The 22,261-nt window shown below is 47.9% G+C and carries 22 protein-coding genes; 18 read left to right on the plus strand and 4 right to left on the minus strand.

The window, feature by feature from the left end; genetic code table 11:
- Positions 1-11 precede the first annotated feature (11 nt).
- Together ACJJIB_RS11890 and ACJJIB_RS11895 are read right to left on the minus strand one after the other, a co-directional pair.
- Positions 12-707 (minus strand): hypothetical protein, encoded by a 696-nt coding sequence (locus ACJJIB_RS11890; RefSeq protein WP_444886188.1) that lies wholly within the window; start codon positions 705-707, stop codon positions 12-14.
- 572 nt (positions 708-1,279) lie between these two features.
- On the minus strand, positions 1,280-2,704 hold the full coding sequence (locus ACJJIB_RS11895; RefSeq protein WP_444886189.1) for a serine hydrolase domain-containing protein: 1,425 nt from the start codon (positions 2,702-2,704) through the stop codon (positions 1,280-1,282).
- Between the two features lie 184 nt (positions 2,705-2,888).
- Between ACJJIB_RS11895 and ACJJIB_RS11900 the strand changes: the two genes are divergently transcribed.
- Positions 2,889-3,746: an urea transporter gene (locus ACJJIB_RS11900; RefSeq protein WP_444886190.1), complete on the plus strand. Its 858-nt coding sequence runs from the start codon at positions 2,889-2,891 to the stop codon at positions 3,744-3,746.
- 107 nt (positions 3,747-3,853) lie between these two features.
- Here ACJJIB_RS11900 and ACJJIB_RS11905 read toward each other — a convergent pair whose 3' ends face one another.
- Positions 3,854-4,645 (minus strand): SDR family NAD(P)-dependent oxidoreductase, encoded by a 792-nt coding sequence (locus tag ACJJIB_RS11905; protein WP_444886191.1) that lies wholly within the window; start codon positions 4,643-4,645, stop codon positions 3,854-3,856.
- Between the two features lie 112 nt (positions 4,646-4,757).
- On the opposite strand from ACJJIB_RS11905, the gene ACJJIB_RS11910 reads away from it, so the two are divergent.
- From ACJJIB_RS11910 to ACJJIB_RS11960, 11 genes are all read left to right on the plus strand, one after another.
- A complete protein-coding gene (locus tag ACJJIB_RS11910; RefSeq protein ID WP_252085938.1) occupies positions 4,758-5,105 on the plus strand; it encodes a winged helix-turn-helix transcriptional regulator in 348 nt (115 codons plus the stop codon).
- A 240-nt stretch (positions 5,106-5,345) separates the two neighbouring features.
- On the plus strand, positions 5,346-5,945 hold the full coding sequence (locus tag ACJJIB_RS11915; protein ID WP_444886192.1) for a short chain dehydrogenase: 600 nt from the start codon (positions 5,346-5,348) through the stop codon (positions 5,943-5,945).
- Between the two features lie 223 nt (positions 5,946-6,168).
- Positions 6,169-7,842 carry an FMN-binding glutamate synthase family protein gene (locus ACJJIB_RS11920; protein WP_444886193.1) on the plus strand — a complete coding sequence of 558 codons (1,674 nt, stop codon included), beginning with the start codon at positions 6,169-6,171 and terminating at the stop codon, positions 7,840-7,842.
- A gap of 488 nt (positions 7,843-8,330) precedes the next feature.
- Positions 8,331-8,717 (plus strand): BlaI/MecI/CopY family transcriptional regulator, encoded by a 387-nt coding sequence (locus ACJJIB_RS11925; RefSeq protein WP_444886194.1) that lies wholly within the window; start codon positions 8,331-8,333, stop codon positions 8,715-8,717.
- Positions 8,714-9,667: a M56 family metallopeptidase gene (locus ACJJIB_RS11930; RefSeq protein ID WP_444886195.1), complete on the plus strand. Its 954-nt coding sequence runs from the start codon at positions 8,714-8,716 to the stop codon at positions 9,665-9,667. Before ACJJIB_RS11925 ends, ACJJIB_RS11930 begins: the two co-directional genes overlap by 4 nt.
- A gap of 10 nt (positions 9,668-9,677) precedes the next feature.
- Positions 9,678-10,991: a TolC family protein gene (locus ACJJIB_RS11935; protein WP_444886196.1), complete on the plus strand. Its 1,314-nt coding sequence runs from the start codon at positions 9,678-9,680 to the stop codon at positions 10,989-10,991.
- A complete protein-coding gene (locus ACJJIB_RS11940) occupies positions 10,988-12,217 on the plus strand; it encodes an efflux RND transporter periplasmic adaptor subunit (protein ID WP_444886197.1) in 1,230 nt (409 codons plus the stop codon). Before ACJJIB_RS11935 ends, ACJJIB_RS11940 begins: the two co-directional genes overlap by 4 nt.
- 9 nt (positions 12,218-12,226) lie before the next feature.
- Positions 12,227-15,382, plus strand: a complete 3,156-nt coding sequence (locus tag ACJJIB_RS11945) for an efflux RND transporter permease subunit (protein WP_444886198.1) — start codon at positions 12,227-12,229, stop codon at positions 15,380-15,382.
- Positions 15,383-15,444: 62 nt separating this feature from the next.
- Positions 15,445-16,140, plus strand: coding sequence for a HupE/UreJ family protein (locus ACJJIB_RS11950; protein WP_444886199.1), 696 nt, complete (start codon positions 15,445-15,447; stop codon positions 16,138-16,140).
- A gap of 64 nt (positions 16,141-16,204) precedes the next feature.
- Positions 16,205-16,753, plus strand: a complete 549-nt coding sequence (locus ACJJIB_RS11955) for a hypothetical protein (protein ID WP_444886200.1) — start codon at positions 16,205-16,207, stop codon at positions 16,751-16,753.
- Positions 16,754-16,799: 46 nt separating this feature from the next.
- Positions 16,800-17,135 carry a DUF6488 family protein gene (locus tag ACJJIB_RS11960; protein WP_444886201.1) on the plus strand — a complete coding sequence of 112 codons (336 nt, stop codon included), beginning with the start codon at positions 16,800-16,802 and terminating at the stop codon, positions 17,133-17,135.
- Positions 17,136-17,346: 211 nt separating this feature from the next.
- Here the strand turns inward: ACJJIB_RS11960 and ACJJIB_RS11965 are convergent, their stop codons facing one another.
- Positions 17,347-17,835: an SRPBCC family protein gene (locus ACJJIB_RS11965; protein WP_444884881.1), complete on the minus strand. Its 489-nt coding sequence runs from the start codon at positions 17,833-17,835 to the stop codon at positions 17,347-17,349.
- Positions 17,836-17,996: 161 nt separating this feature from the next.
- Here ACJJIB_RS11965 and ACJJIB_RS11970 point away from each other — a divergent pair, with 161 nt between their 5' ends.
- From ACJJIB_RS11970 to ACJJIB_RS11995, 6 genes are all read left to right on the plus strand, one after another.
- Entirely contained in the window at positions 17,997-18,341 is a 345-nt protein-coding gene (locus ACJJIB_RS11970) for an ArsR/SmtB family transcription factor (protein WP_444884880.1), read from the plus strand.
- Between the two features lie 313 nt (positions 18,342-18,654).
- Entirely contained in the window at positions 18,655-19,128 is a 474-nt protein-coding gene (locus ACJJIB_RS11975) for an SRPBCC family protein (protein WP_444886202.1), read from the plus strand.
- A gap of 108 nt (positions 19,129-19,236) precedes the next feature.
- Positions 19,237-19,887 carry a dihydrofolate reductase family protein gene (locus tag ACJJIB_RS11980; RefSeq protein ID WP_444886203.1) on the plus strand — a complete coding sequence of 217 codons (651 nt, stop codon included), beginning with the start codon at positions 19,237-19,239 and terminating at the stop codon, positions 19,885-19,887.
- 217 nt (positions 19,888-20,104) lie between these two features.
- Positions 20,105-20,731 carry a YdeI/OmpD-associated family protein gene (locus ACJJIB_RS11985; protein WP_444886204.1) on the plus strand — a complete coding sequence of 209 codons (627 nt, stop codon included), beginning with the start codon at positions 20,105-20,107 and terminating at the stop codon, positions 20,729-20,731.
- Positions 20,732-21,012: 281 nt separating this feature from the next.
- On the plus strand, positions 21,013-21,495 hold the full coding sequence (locus tag ACJJIB_RS11990; RefSeq protein WP_444886205.1) for a VOC family protein: 483 nt from the start codon (positions 21,013-21,015) through the stop codon (positions 21,493-21,495).
- Positions 21,496-21,545: 50 nt separating this feature from the next.
- Positions 21,546-22,235, plus strand: coding sequence for a DUF899 domain-containing protein (locus ACJJIB_RS11995; protein WP_444886206.1), 690 nt, complete (start codon positions 21,546-21,548; stop codon positions 22,233-22,235).
- Positions 22,236-22,261: the final 26 nt, after the last annotated feature.

The raw sequence follows: 22,261 nt of genomic DNA on the forward strand, positions 1-22,261 counted from the left end.
TTTGAACAATCTCATGGGTGAATAAATTGGAGCCGAACTTTTTGCAGTCTTAGAAGGTTGGTAGCAGCATCAAACCTTACCCTTGCAAGGTAATAACAGCTTTGTGTATTAATCGGGCGGCTAGGGATGTTAATTGCGGTTGATCCATTAGCTGCATCAGTGCTCGTACTATTGACTACAAGTGTGAATGTTATTGCACCAGCGCCGAAGGCCGGTTGACAAACCTCAAATAGCATAGCTGCCATCGCAGAATTGGGGTCATTATCAGACCACCACCACCGAAAAAACTCCAAGGTTCCACCATTAGGTAGATCCCAAAATTGGGCATCGGCAAACCGCTCAGTGCCAAGCCGGCTCAGCTCAGTACCACCTCCTGCGGAATATAACCATTCCGACCCAGTAGTATCCTGTCGCCCAATAAATGACTTCGGCATAATTGGTGAATAGTCTGTGCTCCCTGTGGGGAATAGCCCCTCTTGGGAATCAGGATTACCTGATGCATATAAGGGAAAATCAAATGGCCTTTCTGGGTCAAGCCCTTCAGCTACATATACATTAGACGCCGCGCTATCAAAACCCATGGCTTCAAGTGCCGCCGGATTAGTAATTAGATTATCTTTATTGCCCGCAATTACCATCTGTGAAGCCGCTGTGAAACTGACAAGTGTGGCGAGGGTATATTTAAGCCACCGGTAGGACATCTTCATATGAACTCTCCAAAATTAGTATCGAAATTATTATCAAAATCCCCAATAATGAGTAAATTCTGAGCATCCTTAACGACGTAGGGATAAGGTATGTAATTAGTAGAGAAATGAATTTCTGCAAGTAATATCAATACAAAGGCGGAAAAACCTCTCAGAAATACCCCTCAAAACTTATTGAGAAACCCCAAGCGTATACATAAATAAATTCAATCGATTCAGCATGCATCTCACAAGGAGGTATTGATCTAATTAAATTTCTAAGATCAAAATGAAAACACCAAGTTACCCATTCTAAGAGATAAACTTACCCCCTAAATTGAGCCCAGATGATTTTGCGCTGGGGGTTTCAACTATTTCCCACGTGACCCGCTGAAACCACAAAAACTTGAGCTGTCTTTTGCTAATGTTGGATTATGTTAACAATTGTGATCGCCGGCAGCTATGTAATTCGTTTTTGTCAATTCCATCCCAATCACGAAGTATAAAACTATGTGTTCTTACTGTACGTTGAGTGGGTAGGGGCCTTCTTAATAATAAAGAGAAGAGTTTAAGCTCTTCTCTGGACTTCCACGTTAAGGTAGACGCTTGTAGATATAGGTTTTGTCATCTTGACGGAGGATCAGCGAAACGACAGGGCCCACATCAGCGCCTTCAAATTCGATAGTTAGCCCTGGTACCATCTTAGATGCATATAGTGTGGATGATTGCGGTCGAATGACGAACTCTCCGTATCCCGCTGAAACAATAAGGCCCGTATAGCCACGACTAATCTCGATGACATCGTCCTTAGCCTGCTCATAGCGTCCGATCCCCCTTAAAAGAACTTTCTCAGGTAAAGTAATGAAATCTGGGGTAGGGACGATCTTAGTAGATACAGTTTGCTGGGGGTTCAAAAAATGGTGGCCGATATCGTCTAATCCTTCGCCACTCGCAGCATCTGCCAAGGCAACAACACCGGCTCTCCGTGCTGGGTTAAAGCCCATAAATGTGCGTGATCCATCGCTGCTGCCGTTAGACCAATAATAGGTTTCTCCATGGGTCGTCGTTCTGCGCCAACCCAGGGCCATACGAGTGATATCACTGCCTCCAGGCCTATCGACCGACAACATCAAACGCGAGGCAGCCACCAAATCCTTAGGGCCCTGGCCGTTGGTGAACAAGTCGAGAAGAGTGAGGAGATCGTTGGCAGTAGAGCGCAAACCACCAGCCGGAGCGAGCACACCATCACTAGTGGGGCCAATCGGGCTGAGGTAAAAGTCATGGCCTTGAGCGCGTCGTGCTGCCTTTCTCGGGTCATCCTCTAAAGTAGTGTCACTCAACCCTAGTGGCTCTGTTACACGCTCTCGCAGTATCTCTGCAAAAGAGCGGCCTGACTTCAAAGCAATGCCTTGACCTAAAAGTCCAAAAGCCAGGTTTGAATAGTTAAATTGAGAGCCTGGACTAGTTTGTAGATGGTAGCTTGGTAAGCTGCCATAGAGCTGATCAAAGGAATAACCTGCATATTTATTCGGCGCATCGGGTACCGATGTAGCAAGGTTGTTGGGCCTAAGCGGCAATGCAGCACCATGTGTAGCCAGGTCGGTGAGGGTGATTTGTCGTCCTTTAAAAGTTGGAGCCTTTACTCCATCTGGTACGTAATCCTGAAGTGGGTCGTCGAGCCTTACGCGCTTATGTACGACTTCAACAGCTAGTAGCAGGGCGGTAAAAATCTTAGTTAACGAGGCAACTTCAAAAATGGTATCACCGCCTAGCTGGTAGTCATCCTTGGCTTCAGGATCCCGAACGGTAATGATGCGACGACCAGAGGGCTTCAGGGTGCCTGTAACCGCGGCATGTGCCCCATGCTGCTTAAGAATACGATGACGTACAAGACGTTGAAGCTCGTCTACACCTTTCGCTGTATTATTTGATAAAGCGTCTAATGCAAAGAGTGGCTGGGGCAGGGTGTATGCGATGGCAGCCCCCAAAAAAACTTTAGAAAAATCACGTCGATCCATGGCGATCAGTACCTATTGAAGAAGTCAGTCAGGCAAATCAATATGCGTTTACAATACCTAACCAATAAATCTAAAACAATCAAATTGCTGAAAGAGTATCGACTACCAATACCTACAGAAGTTTCAGTATTTCATTCGTTATATTGTCAATGAGTACAAAGGGGTGAATTAGATTGAGCGACTTATGAAGAAATCGATATCCACAAAGATCAGTTGTTTCTTTATCAGCCTACTCAGAGGAATTAGCCAAGTCATCCTTCAGAAGAACGCATTGAGCGGAGCTTTGTTTTTGTTTGGTGTGGCAGTTAACTCCATCACTATGGCTATTGGAGTCCTAGTTGGTGTTATCTCCTCAACAATTTTTGCACAGATTAAACATTACCCGGTGAATGATATTGAAGAGGGGCTATTTGGGTACAATGGCGCATTGATTGGTGTAGTCGTATTCTCTTTATATGCACCTTCGTCACTCACCGTTTTCTTAATTATTGCTGGAAGCGCTCTAACCGTTTTAATAATGCGCTTAATGATGATTCACTTTCCTCTTCCAGCTTATACCGCACCATACATTATGGTGATATGGGTTATCTGGGCCATGGCTCCGGCACTCAATCTAGAGCCAGCTATAACATCGATGAGTGAGAAAATCTCAACTTGGGGGATATTCGAAGGTATAGGACAGATTATCTTCCAAAATAATGCCATTACGGGGGCTTGTTTTTTGCTTGGGATTTTCATTTCCAATAAACTACATGCCCTTTGGGGCATCATTGGTGGACTATTTGCCACATTATTGGCTGAGCTTCTATCTTTATCGACAACACTCATTCTTGCCGGAATCTTTGGCTACAATGCATCACTTTGTGCTATTGCCTTAACAAGTAGAAGTAAGCAATGGCTTGCTCCACTTGTGGGGAGTGCATTAACCGTGCCCATCGCAATGGCTTTTATCAATACTGGCATCGTTGTATTAACAGCACCATTTGTACTTTCCAGTTGGGCGATATTATTGCTTAAGAAAAGATTTTCATTAACTTACTGATAGAAAGGTCAGAGTGTGGCCAAATCTTATAACTGATTCGGCCACAGTATTTAACTAGGCATACTTGAGCTTTTTATCTTCACAAAGAATAACTTAATAGATATCTGTTAGTTTCTTCCAGCTATAACACCACCATCTACATCCCAAATTGCACCGGTAACCCAACTAGAGTTTCCACCTAGAAGGAAGTTAACAACATTTGCAACATCATTTGGCACACCAATTCTCCCAATGGGGTGGAAAGAATCAAATCCGGATAGTGCTTCATCTATTTCATTTGGATCAATAAAGTTCTCATAAATTGGTGTTTTCACGACTGCTGGAGAGACTGCATTAACTCTTATGTTGTACTCGGCAAGCTCCATGGCTAAATGCTGGGTTAGGGCATGGAGCCCAGCCTTTGCCATTGAATATGCTGAAGATGGAGTGGCTTTAATTGCTTGCTGGGCCCACATAGAACCAATATTAACTACACTACCAGAGCCATGCTTTATCATATTCTTCGCAACAGCTTGGGTAATAAAAAATAACGAACGATTGATTTCTAGATATCTGTCATAGTCATCATTTTCATGCAATAGAAATGGCTTGGGGTTGAAATAACCCGCAGCATTTACCAAGTATCGATAATGAGCTTCATCTTTCTCGATAAGCTCAATGAGAGCACTGACATCTTTTTCTTGGTAAAGATCTGCCTGGAGCGTTTTCACTTCACCATAGGTAGATAGATAATCCTCTGCCTTTTTTAGCTTTGCTTCCTTACTACCAACGATTATGGGCGTTATCCCTTGTTTTATCAGCTGCTCCGCAGTAGCTAGCCCAATTCCACTTGATCCTCCCACAACAAGGGCCAACTCACGTCTATCTTTGTCTTTAGCTTCAACTATAGTCTCGTTCACAAATTTTCCTCGATAAGATAATGTAGATAGCGTGCAAGTAGTCTAGGCAAAGCAAAGCCCTGATGAAAAGTAGGTACAATTCGGTGTATTAGTTACTTTTTGGTAAGTATTTATGGAACCAAACAAAAAGAAAGTCCTAAGAAAGGCGCCACCAAAGCAAAGCGCCCGGATGGTTGAGACTATCTATGGCTGTAAATGGTCGCTTACAGTCTACCGCTTGCTGGCTTTGGAAATAAATCGACCAGGAGAGATGGTACGCAGTGTGGAGGGTCTGAGCGCAAAAGTGCTTAATGAATGTCTCCGTAAAAACGTAGAGTTTGGTATCTTGGAACGCGTGAGCTATAACGAAATTCCTCCCAGGGTTGAATACACAGTTACAAAATTTGGTAAAAAATTTTTAAATGTATTGGAGGAATTAGAGAAACTGCAAGATGAGATAGATCAAATGAACTCACAATGAAAAATTACCTACAAGGATCATATTCACATCCAAATCAAAACCATTTCACTACGTTTTCCAATATATATTGCGCAATCTATCTGATAAGAGTTGAGTTTGAAGGTAAACCGGAACACAAGATTCCATTTGATTAATAGCTACACTAAAACCTTTAACGTGGTGTATTTCTAGGCACAACTTTTCCATTATGACCAAAGAATAGCTGAATGTTTTAATTAACAAACTAAGGACGGTTATAGCATGAAAATTGTAGTGATTGGCGCTAACGGAACCATTGGTAAATCAGTTGTGGCTGAACTTAAAGACCATGAAGTTGTAAAAGTAGGTCACAGCAAAGGCGACTACAGAGTTGATATTGAGGACAGGGCATCTATCAAGGACATGTTTGAGAAAGTCGGCCAAGTTGACGCAGTAGTTTCAGCCACAGGAAATGCAGTTTTTGCGCCAGTTGAGGAACTGACATTTGATCAAATTAAGGCAGCTATCAACAGTAAGTTGTTAGGGCAAATTAGTATTTTCCAGATTGGCCGTGACCATATTCGAGAGGGTGGCAGTATCACTTTAACTTCAGGTGTTTTGGCTCAACATCCTATGCGGGGCGGTTCTGCACTCAGCCTGGTAAATGGGGCCATTGAATCCTTTGTGAAAGCCACAGCGTTAGAGCTCGGCCATAAGCTTCGTTTGAATGCTGTTAGTCCACATTTTGTGAAAGAAACCATGGATATGATGGGTATGGATAGTTCTAGCGGCATCTCAGCGTCGGACTCTGCAAAAGCGTATCGTCATGCAGTTTTAACCAATGAAACTGGGCAGTCTTTTGACGTAGTGGATTATATATAACCCTCAAAACTGAAACTTATTGCGAGACTTTTTATATCGATGATATGCAGTTTATTGATGGTTATGTATTAATTGATACACTAGCTTTTTCTTGGCGAGATTGATCAAGACGTGAGTTAGTGAAGTAACTACATAGAATATCCACGTAAATGCGATTGACTCCGAGCTGGTAGAAAATACATCCTTCAAGGAGAGAAAACAGCAATAGCCTGTACGAAATACAATGATGAAACTATTCCTGCTCAATCGCTATACATTTTTTGGCTGTTGTGTTCTCACGACTATCGTCAGCCTGCCTCTGTTGGACTCTTACTCCTGGCTCTGGCCTATTGCCGCAATCAGCAGCCTTCTGAGTCTCCTAGGAATTTACGATCTGATTCAAAAAACCCATGCGGTGCGCCGTAACTACCCCATATTGGGCAATATTCGCTATCTCATGGAACGTGTTCGCCCAGAGCTACGCCAATACCTGTTAGAAGGAGAAGAAGACGAGCTACCTTTTTCCCGGGCCCAACGCTCCCTGGTCTATGCCCGGGCCAAGAATGAGAATGCATCCAAACCCTTTGGTACCTTGATAGACGTCTACGAACCTGGTTTTGAGTTTATCAATCACTCCATACGCCCCAAGGAGGTCAGAGAGCACAAGAGCTTCAGGGTGCTCATAGGGGGACCTCAGTGCAGCCAGCCTTATTCGGCCTCGATCTTCAATATCTCCGCTATGAGCTTTGGGTCCCTTAGTGCCAACGCCATCAGGGCCCTGAACAAGGGCGCCAAGCTAGGGGACTTTGCCCACGATACAGGGGAGGGCAGCATCAGCCCCTATCATCGCGAGTTCGGCGGCGATCTGATTTGGGAAATAGGCTCGGGTTACTTTGGTTGTCGAGCCCAGGACGGTAGCTTCGATCCAGACCGCTTCAAGGCACAGGCTCGTAACCCGCAAATTAAGATGATTGAGCTAAAACTTAGCCAGGGCGCCAAGCCCGGCCATGGCGGCATCCTACCCGGGCACAAGGTGACTGCGGAGATAGCATCCACCCGCGGCGTGCCTGAGGGCGAGGACTGCATTTCACCTTCGAGCCACAGCAGCTTTTCTACCCCCCTTGAGTTGCTGACTTTTATCAAACAACTGAGGGAACTTAGCGGCGGTAAACCAGTGGGTTTTAAGCTGGCCCTCGGACACCCCTGGGAGTTTATGGGCATCGCAAAGGCCATGCTCCAAAGTGACATATTGCCAGATTTTATCGTGGTAGATGGCAAGGAAGGGGGTACTGGAGCAGCACCGTTGGAATTCACCAATCATATCGGCGTGCCCCTGCGCGAAGGCCTACTGTTTATCCACAATACCCTGGTCGGCCTGAACCTGCGAGACAAGATCAAGATAGGTGCCAGCGGCAAGATAATCTCGGCGTTCGATATTGCCAGTGTGCTGGCTATAGGGGCCGACTGGGCCAACTCGGCACGCGGCTTTATGTTTGCAATCGGCTGTATCCAATCCCAATCCTGCCACACTAACAAGTGCCCCACGGGCGTAGCCACCCAAGACAAGCTGCGACAGCGAGCCCTGGTGGTGCCTGAGAAAGCCGACAGGGTACATAATTTCCACCACAACACCCTTAGTACCCTGGCCGAGATGTTAGCCGCCGCCGGATTAGAGCATCCAGCACAGCTAGAAGGAAAACACCTAGTACGCCGTACCGGTGGCACAGAAGTTCAGCTATTTTCGCAAATCCACGTCTACCTCAAGCCTGGCGAATTGCTCAGGGCACATGGCGAGGGGGGCTTCTATGCCCGGGCCTGGCGCATGGCACGTGCCGACAGCTTTGATCCAACCGAGAACGACCCAGCCGGCATCGATTCGGAAAGCGAGGCCGGCACAGCTGAGCTTGCGCTCAGTTGACCAGGGATCATGCCCCACAAACTGTTGTGAGGCTCCTGAAATAAACGGTCTTAACCAGTGAGATTAAAGTCACGACGTTAATCAATCACCTCTCAAAAAGTTAACCGTTGCACACTGTTGTTGGAAATTTAACCGGGCGAATTTATATGAAATCTTGGGAGACTCTGAATAATTTCACAAAGCCTTGAAGGCTGTAGATGTTAAGCGCATCTCGACACGGACGGACTTAGCCCCTTCCAAGAGCTGCGATGCAGCAGATGTGCTCTTCATGGCTCGCCCCATGGGGCTTTCGGAGCGATTTATAGACAAGAGTCCTAAATGTAGTAAGCTGATTTAGCCTTTGATTAAAGTAACTTAGCTCAAGTGATTTGGAGCCCGAAAGGGGCTTTGATCGTGTTTCTTTTTCTATTCTAAAAACCTATTGACGATCGGTTTTTGCCGCTCTACCATCATTCAAGGAATGATTTTAACAGTTGGAATAATGGTCTATGCGACTTGGTGATCTTGAGAAACAGGTGCTCCAATATCTTTGGGATAGAAAATCTGCGGATGCCAAACAGGTCCACTCGGACTTGAGCCGGGCCCGTGGAGGTTCTCTCAATACTATCCAGAGCACGCTGGATCGCCTTTACAAGAAAGGTTTGCTGTCCCGGGAGAAGCAGGGGCATGCATTCCAATACAGCCCGACAGTGGAGCGCTACGAGTTTGTCGGGCAGCTGATTCAAGACGTTACTCGTGAGTTCGTTGATGATGAGAACGGGTTGGTAGCCGCATTTACCTCCATCTCATCGGAGTTAAGCGAAAGCCAATTGGAGCAGCTGGAGCAGTTGATCGAAAGCCAGAAGATTAAGCGCCAGCAGGATGATCGCGAATGATTTTGGGGCAGGTTGCACTCTGGCTAAACCTGCTGACTATTGCAGCGCTTGGCCTGTTTATCGGTATTTTACTGGTATCAGCTGCCTGCCTTTCTGCTTCCCGGCATTCACTTCGCCTGTCTGCCAGTAGCCGGCGTTTACTGCTGTGGAGCGCGGTATTGCTGCCGTGGTTCGCGGCTTCCACTGCCGCTGTTATCCTGGCTTTCCCCAGCCTTTTGGGAGGCGTTGCATCACTGGCGCATTGGCACCATATCAATGCTTTTAACCTCTACAGTTGGCACGGTGTTTTTACTATTGCGTTTCTTTTCTTTAGCGGTTTTTTGGCGTTTCAAAGTTTTAAACGAGCTCATCGCCATTTGGCGCAGCTCCGATTGTTAATGCAACTTTGCGAAAGGGATAAGTCTGACCAGAGTATTATCCAGGCAAAGGGGCCCCAGGCTTTCACCAGTGGTCTGCTCCGTCCGCAAGGGTTTTATACCAGCGGTCTGCGAGACCAGTTAACAGCGGAAGAGTTTGAGGTGGTGCGCCTGCATGAGGAAGCCCATGCGCAAAAATTTGATCCTCTGAAGAAATTAATATTCGCTTTGTTTGCCAGCTTTTTCCCCACGCGTTTAGGGAATTACCTGAATCGGCAAATGGCGCTGTGTATGGAGCAGCGTGCAGACGCTTATGCCCATAGTCAGGGGTGGAGTGAGACCTTTATCGCCCAAACCCTGCTTAAGGTAACCCGTATCTCCAATGGGTTGCAGCCCAAAGCGAGAAGTTCAGCATTGGCCTGTTATTTCGCTCTTGACCAGTTGGATGCCCGTATTCGTTACTTGCTGTCTGATAATAAGGGGCGCAACTTATCCCCTTTATTGTTAGCTGGATTGTTTGTAGTTCTCACTGGCACTTGCCTCGTTTCGGTGGATGCACTCCACCACACCGTCGAAACCCTGTTCTCCCACTAAGGAAGCCGAAGTGTTTAATTGTTTGCGTTTAGTCATAACTAAAAAACCGATTGCTGATCGGTTTTTTGTGGCCGGAGCCGTGTTCTTTTTAGTCGCATTAAGTGGACCCCTTAGGGCAGAACAGGGCGAGGAGTTATCGGGCCTCACTTATGAGCAGGCAATTCTTAAAAGCTTGCAAAATCATCCTGAACTATCGGGTTACCGATATCAGTTTGAGGCTGTAGATGCTTTATCGAAGCACGCCAAGCTTGGACCACGCCCGGAGCTTAGTGTTGCCGCCGAGGGGGTGGGGGAGGAAAAGGACAGCGATGGCAACGGCAGTTCCCAGGTAACAGTAGGCATCAGTTGGCTATTACAGGGTGATCTCGCAGAAAAACGTGTATTGGCTACACGCAGTAAGACTTCCGTGATTGAGGCCGAAAAGCAGGTTCTTGAGTTAGAAGTTGCCGCTAATACTGCGCGTTACTTTTTCCAGGTACTGGCTCAGCAGGAACGCCTGGAAATTGCTAAAAGAGCAGTCGACCTGGCTCGCAGGATATCCGCCGAAATTAATCGCCAAGTTAGTGTTGGCAGAACGAATGAAGCCGATACTTTTCGGGCGGAAGTCGACTTCCAGCGTCGACTCTTAGCTGTGGAAGATGTCGAGCACGAGTTGGATATTGCCAGATATCAATTAGCTGCCCAGTGGGGCTCCAGGGAGCCCAGTTTTCGAGCGGTGGTTGGTTCTCTTTCCAGTGTCATTCCAGAAGTTGATTTATCTAGATTGCGAAGCTTGGTGGCGAGCAACCCAAATTTGGAAATATTCATGAGCCGCGAGCGCGTGGCGCAGGCGGAAATTGATTTGGCACGAGCAGAAGCGGGCATTCAGTGGCGGATTGATACAGGAATTCGTCGCAACGAAGCGAGCGGAGATTATGGATTAGTGGCTGGCTTCGCAATCCCTCTAGGTAAGGGCGATCGCAATCGCGGCAAGGTATCTGCTTTGAGGGCGGAACAGAATCGTTTTCGAGCAGAAAGAAATGCGAAAGAGATTGCATTGGATACACAACTCTTTGTGATGACCCAAAGGCTACAGCATCACCGGCACGTGGCTGCCGCCTTGAATGAAAAGATGATTCCCAGTTTGGATAAAGCGCTCACCGCTACGCAAAAAGCCTATCGACGTGGCCGCTACAACTACTCGGAATTGGCTCTAGCCCAACAAGGGCTTAGCGATGCGCAGCTTTCACTGCTCCAGGCACAGTACAACGCACACCTTAGCCTGATTGAAATTGAAAAACTTACCGGCCTGTCATTGGCACAGATAAGCGAGAGCGAGATATGAGATCCGCAGTTTTTTCCAGCCTGATATTCAGTGCTTTACTTTCCTTGTTCCTTAGTGGCAGCGGCAGTGTCTATGCGGCCGGAGCTGTCGCAGAGGCGGAACCGGAAAAAGGGCCCAATCGTGGGCGCATGTTGCAAGAAGGTGATTTTGCCGTTGAGCTAAGTATTTATGAAACTGGTGTTCCCCCGGAGTTTCGGGTTTGGGTGAGTAACGATGGAGAGCTGGTTAATCCTCAACAGGTTGATCTTAAAGTGATTCTTACAAGGCTTGGAGATGGAGAGGACCACATCAAATTCAGGCCCGAGGGGGATTATCTGCGTGGTGATATGGTGATCTATGAGCCCCACTCATTTGTTGTGACTCTAACAGCCAAGTACCAGGGGCAAGAATACCGTTGGCAATACGATAATTTTGAGGGGCGAACCCGTATCGAATCCAGTATTGCTGAATCCATGGAAATTGATACGGAAACCGTTGGCCCCGCCAGGATGAGTGAAACCAGCCGCGCTTACGGCAGGCTTATTGTAGATCCAGAGCAGGTTCGTGAAATTAGTGCGCGTTTCGATGGCTTTGTAGAAACTGTGCAGGTGGGATTGGGGGAGCGCGTTAAAAAAGGGCAACCCCTAATTGCCATTAACAGCAATCAAAACCTAAACACCTACACTATTCAATCCCCAATTGCCGGTGTAGTAGTCCAGCGCAATGTAAACCCCGGTGAACAAACCGCAGGTCGAGTTTTATTAACGGTTGCCGATGATACTGCATTGTTGGCAGAGTTGGATGTTTTTCCCTCAACACGCCCCCAGATTCGCCAGGGCACGCCCGTTTCCGTAAATATCAAGTCCTTGGAAACTCCTCTGCTCGGGGTAGTGAAACAAATTGATACTTTGATGAAACCCAACCAGGCCACCGCCGTTCGAGTGTCACTGCAAGATATTCCCGCAGGCCTCGCACCGGGTTCTTTTGTAAGCGGCGATATCCAAGTTGCTGAATATGAGGTGCCTCTTGCCGTCAAGCGTTCCGGTTTACAGGCGTTCCGCGATTTTACTGTCGTTTATGCCAAGGTGGGCGACCAGTATGAAGTGCGCATGTTGGAGCTGGGGCGTGAAGCAGGCGACTGGGTTGAAGTGCTGGGGGGGATTCGACCGGGAATCGAGTATGTCACCGGTAACAGCTACATCATTAAAGCGGACATTGAAAAGTCCGGTGCATCCCACGATCACTGAGGGTTCGGCATGCTTGAGTACTTGATAAGAACCTCAATTCAAAATCGCGGGCTGGTTATTGCCCTTGTGCTACTACTGTGCGGTTTGGGCATTTGGAATTTCACCCGGCTGCCCATTGATGCGGTACCGGATATCACCAATATCCAGGTGGTTATTAATACGGAGGCACCGGGGTATACCCCAAAAGAAGTTGAGCAACGGGTTACATACCCTGTGGAAAATGCAATGGCTGGATTGCCGAGCCTTGCTTATACACGTTCCGTTTCGCGGTATGGGTTGTCCCAGGTTACGGTGATTTTTGAAGATGGCACCGATATTTATTTTGCCCGCCAGTTAGTGAATGAACGGCTCACTAGTGTACGTGGTGCACTGCCTGCTGGTTTGAAGCCGGAGCTTGGACCTATCGCCACAGGTCTTGGTGAAATCTTTATGTTCACAGTGGACTCCGAACCCGGAGCCACCAATGCTGATGGCAGTGCGGTAACACCTAAGGACTTACGTTCGGTGCATGACTGGATTGTGCGCCCGCAGTTATTGCGTGTACCAGGTGTGGTGGAAGTCAATCCGATCGGCGGATTCAAGAGAGAAATTCTAATTGCTATTGAGCCAGAGAAATTGCTGGCATTCGGCCTGACCCAAGAAGACCTGATTCGCTCGATCGAGGAGAACAATCGTAACCGCGGTGTAGGCTTTATTGAACACAGTGGCGCCCAGTGGTTGTTGCGGGTTCCTGGGCAGGCAAGCTCGTTAGAGACACTGAAGGATTTCCTGGTTGCGGAAGTGAATGGCGTTGCTGTTCGCCTTGGCGACTTGGCCAAGATCGAAGAGGGGCGCGAAATGCGCACCGGGGCGGCTACTCAGAACGGCAGGGAAGTGGTGATGAGCACCGTTTTCATGCTGGTTGGCGAAAATAGTCGCACCGTTGCAGGTGCAGTTGGTGAAAAGTTAGAGGATATCAAACAGAGTCTACCACCAGGTATCACATTGACTGCGGTTTATGATCGTACCGGTCTGGTTGACCAGACATTGCGCACGGTCCAAACCAATCTTATGGAAGGTGCGCTGCTGGTTATCGCGGTTCTTTTCCTGCTGCTGGGGAATGTTCGCGCAGCAATTCTCACTGCACTGGTCATTCCGGTGGCCATGTTAATGACCATCACCGGCATGGTGCAGGCCCGCGTAAGTGCAAACCTGATGAGTCTGGGGGCGCTGGACTTTGGCTTGTTGGTGGATGGGGCCATCATTATTGTCGAGAACTGTCTGCGACGCCTCAGCGAATCCGCCCGCGCGCGTGGCCAGTTAGATCTAAAAGAACGGCTTACCCTGGTATTCCAATCGACGCGGGAAGTGATTCGCCCGGCCATGTTTGGTGTGTTCATTATCACAGCCGTGTATTTACCCATTTTTGCCCTGACCGGAGTGGAGGGCAAGATGTTCCATCCAATGGCTATAACCGTGGTGATTGCGCTGCTTTCTGCGATGTTTCTTTCCATCACTTTGGTGCCAGCCGGCATAGCGCTGCTATTTCGCAAACCGGTGATCGAAAAGAAAAACCCTGCACTTGAGAAGCTGAATAGCTTTTATCGCCCGGCCCTGGAGTTTGCACTGCGCCAGCGTGGCATGGTTGTCGCTATTGCTGCGCTACTGGTGTTGGTTTCCGGCTATACGGCAAGCAGAATGGGTAGCGAATTTGTGCCGAATCTGGATGAAGGCGATATTGCCATGCACGCCTTGCGTATTCCCGGCACATCCCTGGAACAAGCGATTGCACTACAAAAATCCCTAGAGGAGCGGATTAAAGAGTTGCCCGAAGTGGAGCGTGTATTCGCCAAAATTGGGACTGCGGAAGTGGCTACCGATGCCGTTCCCCCAAGTGTTGCCGATAACTTTATTATCCTGAAACCCAGGTCTCAGTGGCCAGATCCGGATAAGCCGAAAGAGCAATTAGTAGAAGAGCTGGCAAAGCTGGTAGAGCCAATCCCCGGAAACCGCTATGAATTTCTCCAGCCAATCCAGATGCGCTTTAACGAGCTTTTAGCGGGGGTACGTGCGGAATTGGCGATCAAAGTCTTTGGCGATGATTTCGAGCAATTAGAGCGTTTGGGCAGTGAAATTGAAGCGGCTATAGGCAGTGTAGAAGGCGTTGCTGATATACAGATGGAGCAAACCAGCGGTTTACCGGTTCTTGCCATTGTTCCTGACCAAGCCGCACTAACCCAGTATGGGCTGGCCATCAGCCAAGTACAGGAGCAGCTGGCAACCGCCCTGGGAGGTACGGTTGCTGGCCGCTTTTATGAAGGAGACCGCCGCACCGATATTGTTGTGCGTTTGCCAGAGGTATTGCGCCAGGATTTGGATGCGCTAAAGAAACTGCCGATTCATCGACCCAATGACAACTATGTGCCCCTGGAGGAAATTGCCAGCTTGGAACTCACTGCCGGTATCAATCAGGTTTTCCGCGAGAACGGTAAACGCAGGGTAGTGGTAACGGCTAATGTGCGGGGTAGGGACCTGGGTAGCTTTGTTGCCGATGTACAGCAGTCCGTTTCCGATAAAGTGGAAATACCACCTGGTTACTGGGTTGAATACGGCGGGACCTATCAAACGCTACAGTCTGCTACTGAACGTTTATCGATTGTAGTGCCGCTGACCCTTGTGTTGATTATGGGGCTTCTCCTGTTGGCACTTCGCTCCATAAAAGATGCGGCAATTATCTTTACCGGTATACCCCTCGCATTAACCGGCGGTGTGCTCTCTTTAATGTTGCGGGATATCCCTTTCTCCATTTCCGCAGCCGTTGGTTTTATCGCACTTTCCGGGATTGCCATCCTTAACGGCCTGGTGATGGTTTCCTTTATTCGCGACCTGCGAGACCAAGGTTACAGCATAGAAAAGGCCATTATTGAGGGCGCCCTGATCCGCTTACGTCCAGTCATTAGTACCGCACTGGTTGCCTCACTCGGTTTTGTGCCCATGGCCCTGAATACTGGTATTGGCTCTGAGGTACAGCGCCCACTGGCTACGGTGGTTATTGGCGGTATTGTCTCATCAACAATCCTGACACTTTTAGTGTTGCCGGCACTCTACAGAATTTTACATGGCAGGAATGCCAAGTCGGAGAGCTTACAAGATAACCCTGAAGTGGCTCTGGCTGGAGCCAGTTAACTGGGCCTGTGTGCGCTTTGGTTCACAAGAATTTAGAACTTTAATAACAGGAGATAGTAACGTTGCACAATAGTTTAAAAACAGTTTTCGGCTTGATGGCGCTGATAGCAGGTATGGTGATATCTATGCCGCTATTTGCCCATGGAGTGGACGATGCTACAAAGACTTTTCTTGCCGGCAACGAAGGGGTATCTATTATTCCCTTTCTATATATTGGCGCCAAGCATATGGTGACAGGCTATGACCACCTGCTGTTCCTGGTGGGAGTCATTTTCTTTTTATATCGCTCAAAAGATGTTCTTATCTATGTAAGCTTCTTTACGCTCGGTCATAGCTTAACTTTGTTATTTGGAGTGCTTAACGACACCCATGTGAATGCCTATTTGATCGATGCCATTATTGGATTATCCATTGTCTATAAAGGCTTCGATAATCTCGGCGGCTTCAAACGGGTTTTTGGCTTCCAGCCTAATACCAAGGCTGCCGTACTGATTTTTGGACTCTTCCACGGTTTTGGTTTGGCAACCAAATTACAGGAATTCAAGCTGTCCAGCGATGGGTTGGTGGAGAACATTCTGGCCTTTAATGTCGGAGTAGAAATTGGTCAGTTTGTTGCGTTGCTGTTTATTCTTCTCGCCATCAATTATTGGCGTCGCTTTGACAGTTTTCTGCGCTTTTCCACTATGACAAATACCTTACTAATGAGTGGTGGACTGATGTTGGTGGGTTACCAGATGACAGGCTACTTCGTAGGTTAGTTAGCCAGAAAGTGACTTTATTAAGTTAATTGAACAGAAAGAACTCAGATTTAGAGCTTACAGAATGAATACAACTGAAATGCCAGTGCAGTCTGCACAAACGCTGATTAAATCCACACTTGCTGCTGGCGTGCTTGCAGCCATTATGTTGACCACAGTAATCCTGCCAGCTGAATACAATATAGATCCTACTGGAATTGGCAGAGCACTGGGGCTGACTGAATTAAACAGTCAAGAGCAGGAAATTGCTGTGCCGGAAATAGTGCAGCGTGGTGAGCAGACCTTTGCTTATCGGACTGACACCACAACTATTGAAGTGCCCGCTGGCCGTGGGGTTGAATACAAATTTCAATTGGATAAATACGGCCATCTGGAGTACGAGTGGGTAACGGAGAGTGGTGAACTTTACTTTGATTTTCACGGCGAACCCGCAGGCGATACTACCGGCTACTTTGAGAGCTTTGCTATTGCTACCGCAAACAAGATGAGTGGCTCTCTCACCACGCCTTTTGATGGTTCCCATGGCTGGTATTGGAAGAATAACGGTCAGGAATCTGTGAAGATCACTCTAAAAACAAAGGGGTTCTACGAGGTTATTGGACTCAAACAGTAACGCTTTTTGATCAACATTCGCTAAAACCGAGAAGAAAGAGAGTATTATGAACAAACTTATTCGAGTCATCGGTGTATCAGTTACCTTAGGCTTCGCAAATCTTGCTTTCGCCCATGGTGACCATGAGAGAGACAATTTTGCCACTGTATCCATGGTAGAAGCCAAAGGCATCGCCAGCCAGGAAGTAGCTCGCCTAATCAAAGAGGGTAAGCTTAACGAGTCCTGGTCTGACAAGCCGCTAAGCGCCGCTATGCAGCGTGTTAACAATCAGCGTCAGTGGGTTGTTACAGCAAAAGAGCAGGGTGGTGTACTGAATCAGCAGCTACAGGTTTTCTTAAGTACCGAAGGTTACTTTCTGACTTTTAAAGTGCAGAACCTCTAACTGATAAGACATACTCTGGCAGCGGTAAATTAGCCGCTGCCTTCAATGAAAATTCTTCACACATCTGATAGGCATATTGGTCAAACTTTATACGGCCGAAAATGCCATGAAGAATTTAAGGCCTTAAATGCGCATGTGGTTGGTAGTATCAAATTAGACAGCGTGTAAGATGTGCACAGACTCATGACTGCCATCAAGACACCTTGCCATCTCAGATCAGATTTGCCGATCCAGAAAATCGAGCCTCCATACATCGAAGTGATTGGGCCCAACTGATCGCTGCCAGCTCTGCGTAGTCAGGGTTTAGAAGTGTATGCGTAAGCGAAACGACAGTGCCAAGCTCACTGCTTCTGAACACTACTTCGACCAATGACGAATTCTTTTGCGGTTCGGTGCCATGTGGCAAGCTGAGATTGCAATGTTTATGGACCTCAAAACTTAGAAACTTCGGCCTGTCGACACGACGATATACTCCAGACATTACGCAAGAGCTGCCGTCTGGAGCTGTCATTTCAAAAGCAAAGCTCCTGCCAACCTCTGCCGTGAGATTGAGCACACGCGTAGTGAAACCGTCAGGCCCCCACCATTTTTCAACCATGCTCGGCGTAACCCAGGCAGTAAAGACTTCTTCCGGTGTTGCCCTAACGGTGTAGGAGATAGGCTTGGTTTGAACGTCCGCTTGATAGGAAAAATCGATCACTATTGCACCTTGTTCTTTTTATCAGGAGGTTTCCTGCTTTCTGTTAACACTAAAACATATCTTTTAGGGAGGAGATGAAGCACTTTTGTTAGGGTGTTTTTTACGGGCATTAGCAAACCGCGGCCATTGCCTAACGATTTTACACCTATATACTTAGTCAAATGGGTAACAATCACGAAAATCTGAATACAGTCTTCCAAGCCTTAGCAGATCCAACGCGCCGCGCTGTCATTCAGCACCTGACCAGCGGACCGGCATCAATCACCGAGCTCGCTAAACCGTTTGAAATGGCACTACCTTCATTCATGAAGCACATAGGTGTGCTGGAGGATGCGGGCTTGATCCGCTCCAAGAAAATTGGCCGCGTACGAACCTGCGAGATCAAGCCGAAGCAACTGACAGCTGCAGAAACTTGGATTAATACACAGACGGCCCAGTGGGAAGGCCGGATGGCAAGAATGGCGAGCTTTGTCGAAGCACTTGGCGCTGAAGGACAGGATGACTGAGTACGATAGAGATACAGGGTGCCATATTACAAACCCTGTAGGTCCCCCCTCCATTCCAATAGCCGACTTCTTGATCTTCTGTTAAAAAACTGGAGGGCGTGATCGGCTCACCTACCTCACCCCCTTATGACATTGCCGATCATAGTTGTTATGTCATTGCACCTCACTTTAAGCAGATAGAGGTCAATTCTCTTACTCTTTTGCGCCACTAGTAAGTTATCCATTGACCTAACTATTATTGCTTTTTATAGTTATCCAATCAGCTAACTATTAGTCGGTAGCCTGGGAACTGCCATTAAGCAAAGGGACTAGCATGAGCCAACAGTTATCGCACGACACCATATCCATCAGTAAAACAATCAAAGCACCAGCAGAACAGGTTTTTTCAGCATGGGAAAACCCAAAAGCCCGCTCAATATGGGGGGCACCTTCTAAGGATGAGGCAGTCGAGTTTATTGAAAACGACTTTCGCGTCGGAGGCCTTGACGTACATCGGTGCGGCCAAAAGAATGATCTGCAATTCCGAGTCGAAACACACTACTACGACATCAGTATGCCGCATCGCCTGCTTTTTACCGAGCGTGTGTATACCGACGACTCTTTATTGAGTGCCTCTTTGATCACCGTGGCGATTAGTCAAAATAAGCGCGCGACTGAACTCCAGGTGACGATACAGATCACCTCTCTGGTCGGTTCGGGAATGATCGACGGAACACGCAATGGATGGCAGTGCGCTCTTTCTAATCTCGCCGCTTACCTGGAGGCAACAAGGGTGGAAGTCGAATAAAGAAGATCAATAAGCGATCTCTTCAAGTCTCAATGGTGATTGAAAGCAATAGCCTAAGCACAACTCGCGACGCCATTTTGATCAACAAAATCACCAAGGAAGAACTGTGTGCGAAAAATAATTGTAAACACATTTGTTAGTCTGGATGGCGTGATGCAGGCTCCCGGTGGTACAGAGGAGGACACTTCAGGGGGCTTTGAGCATGGTGGATGGGTGGTACCTTATTTCGATGAAGGTGTAGGTAAATTTATGGGAGATGTCTTCGCAGCCCCATTCGAACTCCTGCTTGGCCATCGGACTTACGATATTTTTGCTGCTCATTGGCCAAAAGTAGCTGCTGACCCTCCACCTGAGGGTGTTGATGATGGAGAAATCCAGATGGCCCAAAAAATTGACAGTACAATACGGTATGTGGCCTCGCGCACGAAACCTGAATTTACCTGGGAAGGCAGCGAATGGCTGGGCGATGATCCGGTCGCACGACTTCGTGAAATCAAGGCTATCAATGGTCCTGACTTGCTGGTTCCGGGCAGTGCCAATTTTATTCAGACTCTACTTAAAGCAGACCTGGTAGATCAGTTTAAACTGCTGATTTTTCCCTTGGTTCTGGGCAAAGGAAAGCGCCTCTTCGGTGCTGGTGTGACCCCTTTGGGGTTCCATGTACAGCAATCTACGACGACAGATAGTGGCGCTATTTGCGTAACTTACATGCGGGATGGAAGTATCACCACTGGAGACTTCTCGCTTCAACAAGATTAACGCCGGCAGCCCAATCTCAAGCTGGCGTAAATAATAGGAGATGCTGAATGCTGGTTAGGGCGCTGATCAAAACTCACAGATAAACATGGAACGCCATAGTTGCTAAAACACTCGGGTTCAAAGGCAGAAGCCGTAGGGGAGGGGACATCAAAATCTAACTCCGGAAAAATGATAGTTTGATAGTGGCAGGGACTTTGCTCGTACGGGACAACCGGTTATGGCAATGATTTCAGATATCGCAGATTATTTTTCGAAAGGTTGTGGACGTTGTGAACGCTTTGCAACGCCTGATTGCTCGACCCAGAAATGGAAATCCGGCCTTAATGAGTTGCGCCGGATATGCCAGAGCATGGATCTGGAAGAGCACGTAAAATGGGGGCAGCCTTGCTACACATTCGCCGGTCGGAATATTGTCATCCTTGGAGCGTTTCGAGAGAAATTCCTCATTAGCTTTATGGATGCGGCGTTATTGAAAGACCCCAAAGGCTTACTTCAAAAGCTTGGTGAGAATACCCAACACCCACATATGATCCCCCTGAAATCCAACGACCAAGTGACAAAGCTCGAATCAGTTATACGGGCTTACATCGAGGAAGCGAAGGAATATGCCAAAGCCGGCATTAAGCCCCCAAAAGCAGAACGCGATATGAAGCTCCCAGATGAACTGGTTGAAGCCATGGATGCCGACCCCGAGCTTGCAGAAGCGTTTCATGCATTAACACCAGGGCGCCAGCGAAGCTATGCCTTCAACTTAAATTCAGCCAAGAAACCGGCTACACGGGTTTCGAGAATAGCCAAGTTCCGCAGCAAAATAATTTCAGGCAAAGGCGCTATGGAGCGATAAAAAACAAAGTATCGATGAACAACTCGCATCGATCCCAAGCAACCTTTGGCATAGCGCAGACTTGGCTAAGCAGTTCTAGACGATATTTATCATGCTGAGTGAGGTAACAGAACACCCTCCTCGGGAGGGTACGGAGACCGCCATTCATCACAAACACCGAAGGGGCAGGGGTCTTTATCGAACCTGAACCAGGGCGCAGTTACGATATGGAGCGCATTGCAGCAACCTTCAAAGCTGACGGTGAAGAGACCGCATACTGTCCAAAGCATAGGAGAATACATATGACTGAACTCGTAAACTGCCTGTGGTTTGACTATGGCGAAGCAAAGAAGGCGGCGGAATTCTACGCCGCAACTTTTCCAGATAGTCATGTAGATCGAGTTAATCAAGCGGTGACCGACTACCCTGGCGGTCAGGAAGGCAGTGAACTGACTGTCGAATTTACCGTACTCGGGCGCAAGTTTATTGGTCTGAATGGCGGTCCGAATTTCAGGCCAAATGAATCCGTTAGTTTCATGGTTGTCACCGAGAATCAGGAAGAAACCGACCGCTACTGGGAGGCGATCATCAGTAATGGTGGACAAGAAAGCGCCTGTGGTTGGTGCAAGGATCACTGGGGCCACTCGTGGCAAATTACACCAAGACAGCTTCTGGATCTGACAACGAACTCTGATCGTGACAAAGCGAAGCGTGCCTTTAAGGCGATGATGTCCATGAGTAAGATCGATATCGCCACGATAGAGGCAGCCGCCGAGGAAGTATGAGTTCATGGGGAAGTACTCTTCTCAACTTTACTCAAGATCTGGAGCTGATTATGGCTTTAATTCAGAGCAGGAAAACTAAGGAGATCTCCGGAGTAGTCCGGCAGATCCTGTCACCGGAGGCCTGGAAGGATGAACTCGCTGAACTCCGCAAAGCAGAAAAGGAGCTGACCCGTGCGCACGACCAGATGGCAGAAAAACGACGGTATTCGGGTTGGGTGAAGATCGAACAAAATTATGCCTTTGAGGGTCCAGGGGGCACTGCGACTCTGGCTGACTTGTTCGATGACCATTCACAACTCATCGTTTACCACCATATGTTGAAGCCCGCTGATCCCAGCCCATGCGAAGGCTGCTGCATGGTCGCCGATCAGATCCCTCATCTTGCCCATCTGCATGCCCGAGACACCTCTCTCGTCTTTGTGTCAAAAGCGCCGATCGTTGAGATAGAGGCATTCAAGAAACGTATGGGTTGGGCCATCCCCTGGTATGAAACCAAGGACAGCTTCAACGCTGATTTAGATGTGGCTACCGGATTTGGTATCAACGTTTTCTTCCGCGATGGAGAGGACCTCTATCGAACCTATTTCACTAACGGCCGAGGTGTCGAAACACTTGGCACGGTGTGGACTCTTTTGGATCTCACACCGCTCGGCCGCCAGGAAAACTGGGAAGCGGCTCCCGACGGCACTCAGCAGACACAGCCATATCATTGGTGGCGTAGACACAACGAATATGGCTAATACGGGTGCCTGCCACACATCATCCA

The organism is Microbulbifer mixtoriginis (SeqCode) (assembly GCF_052467705.1).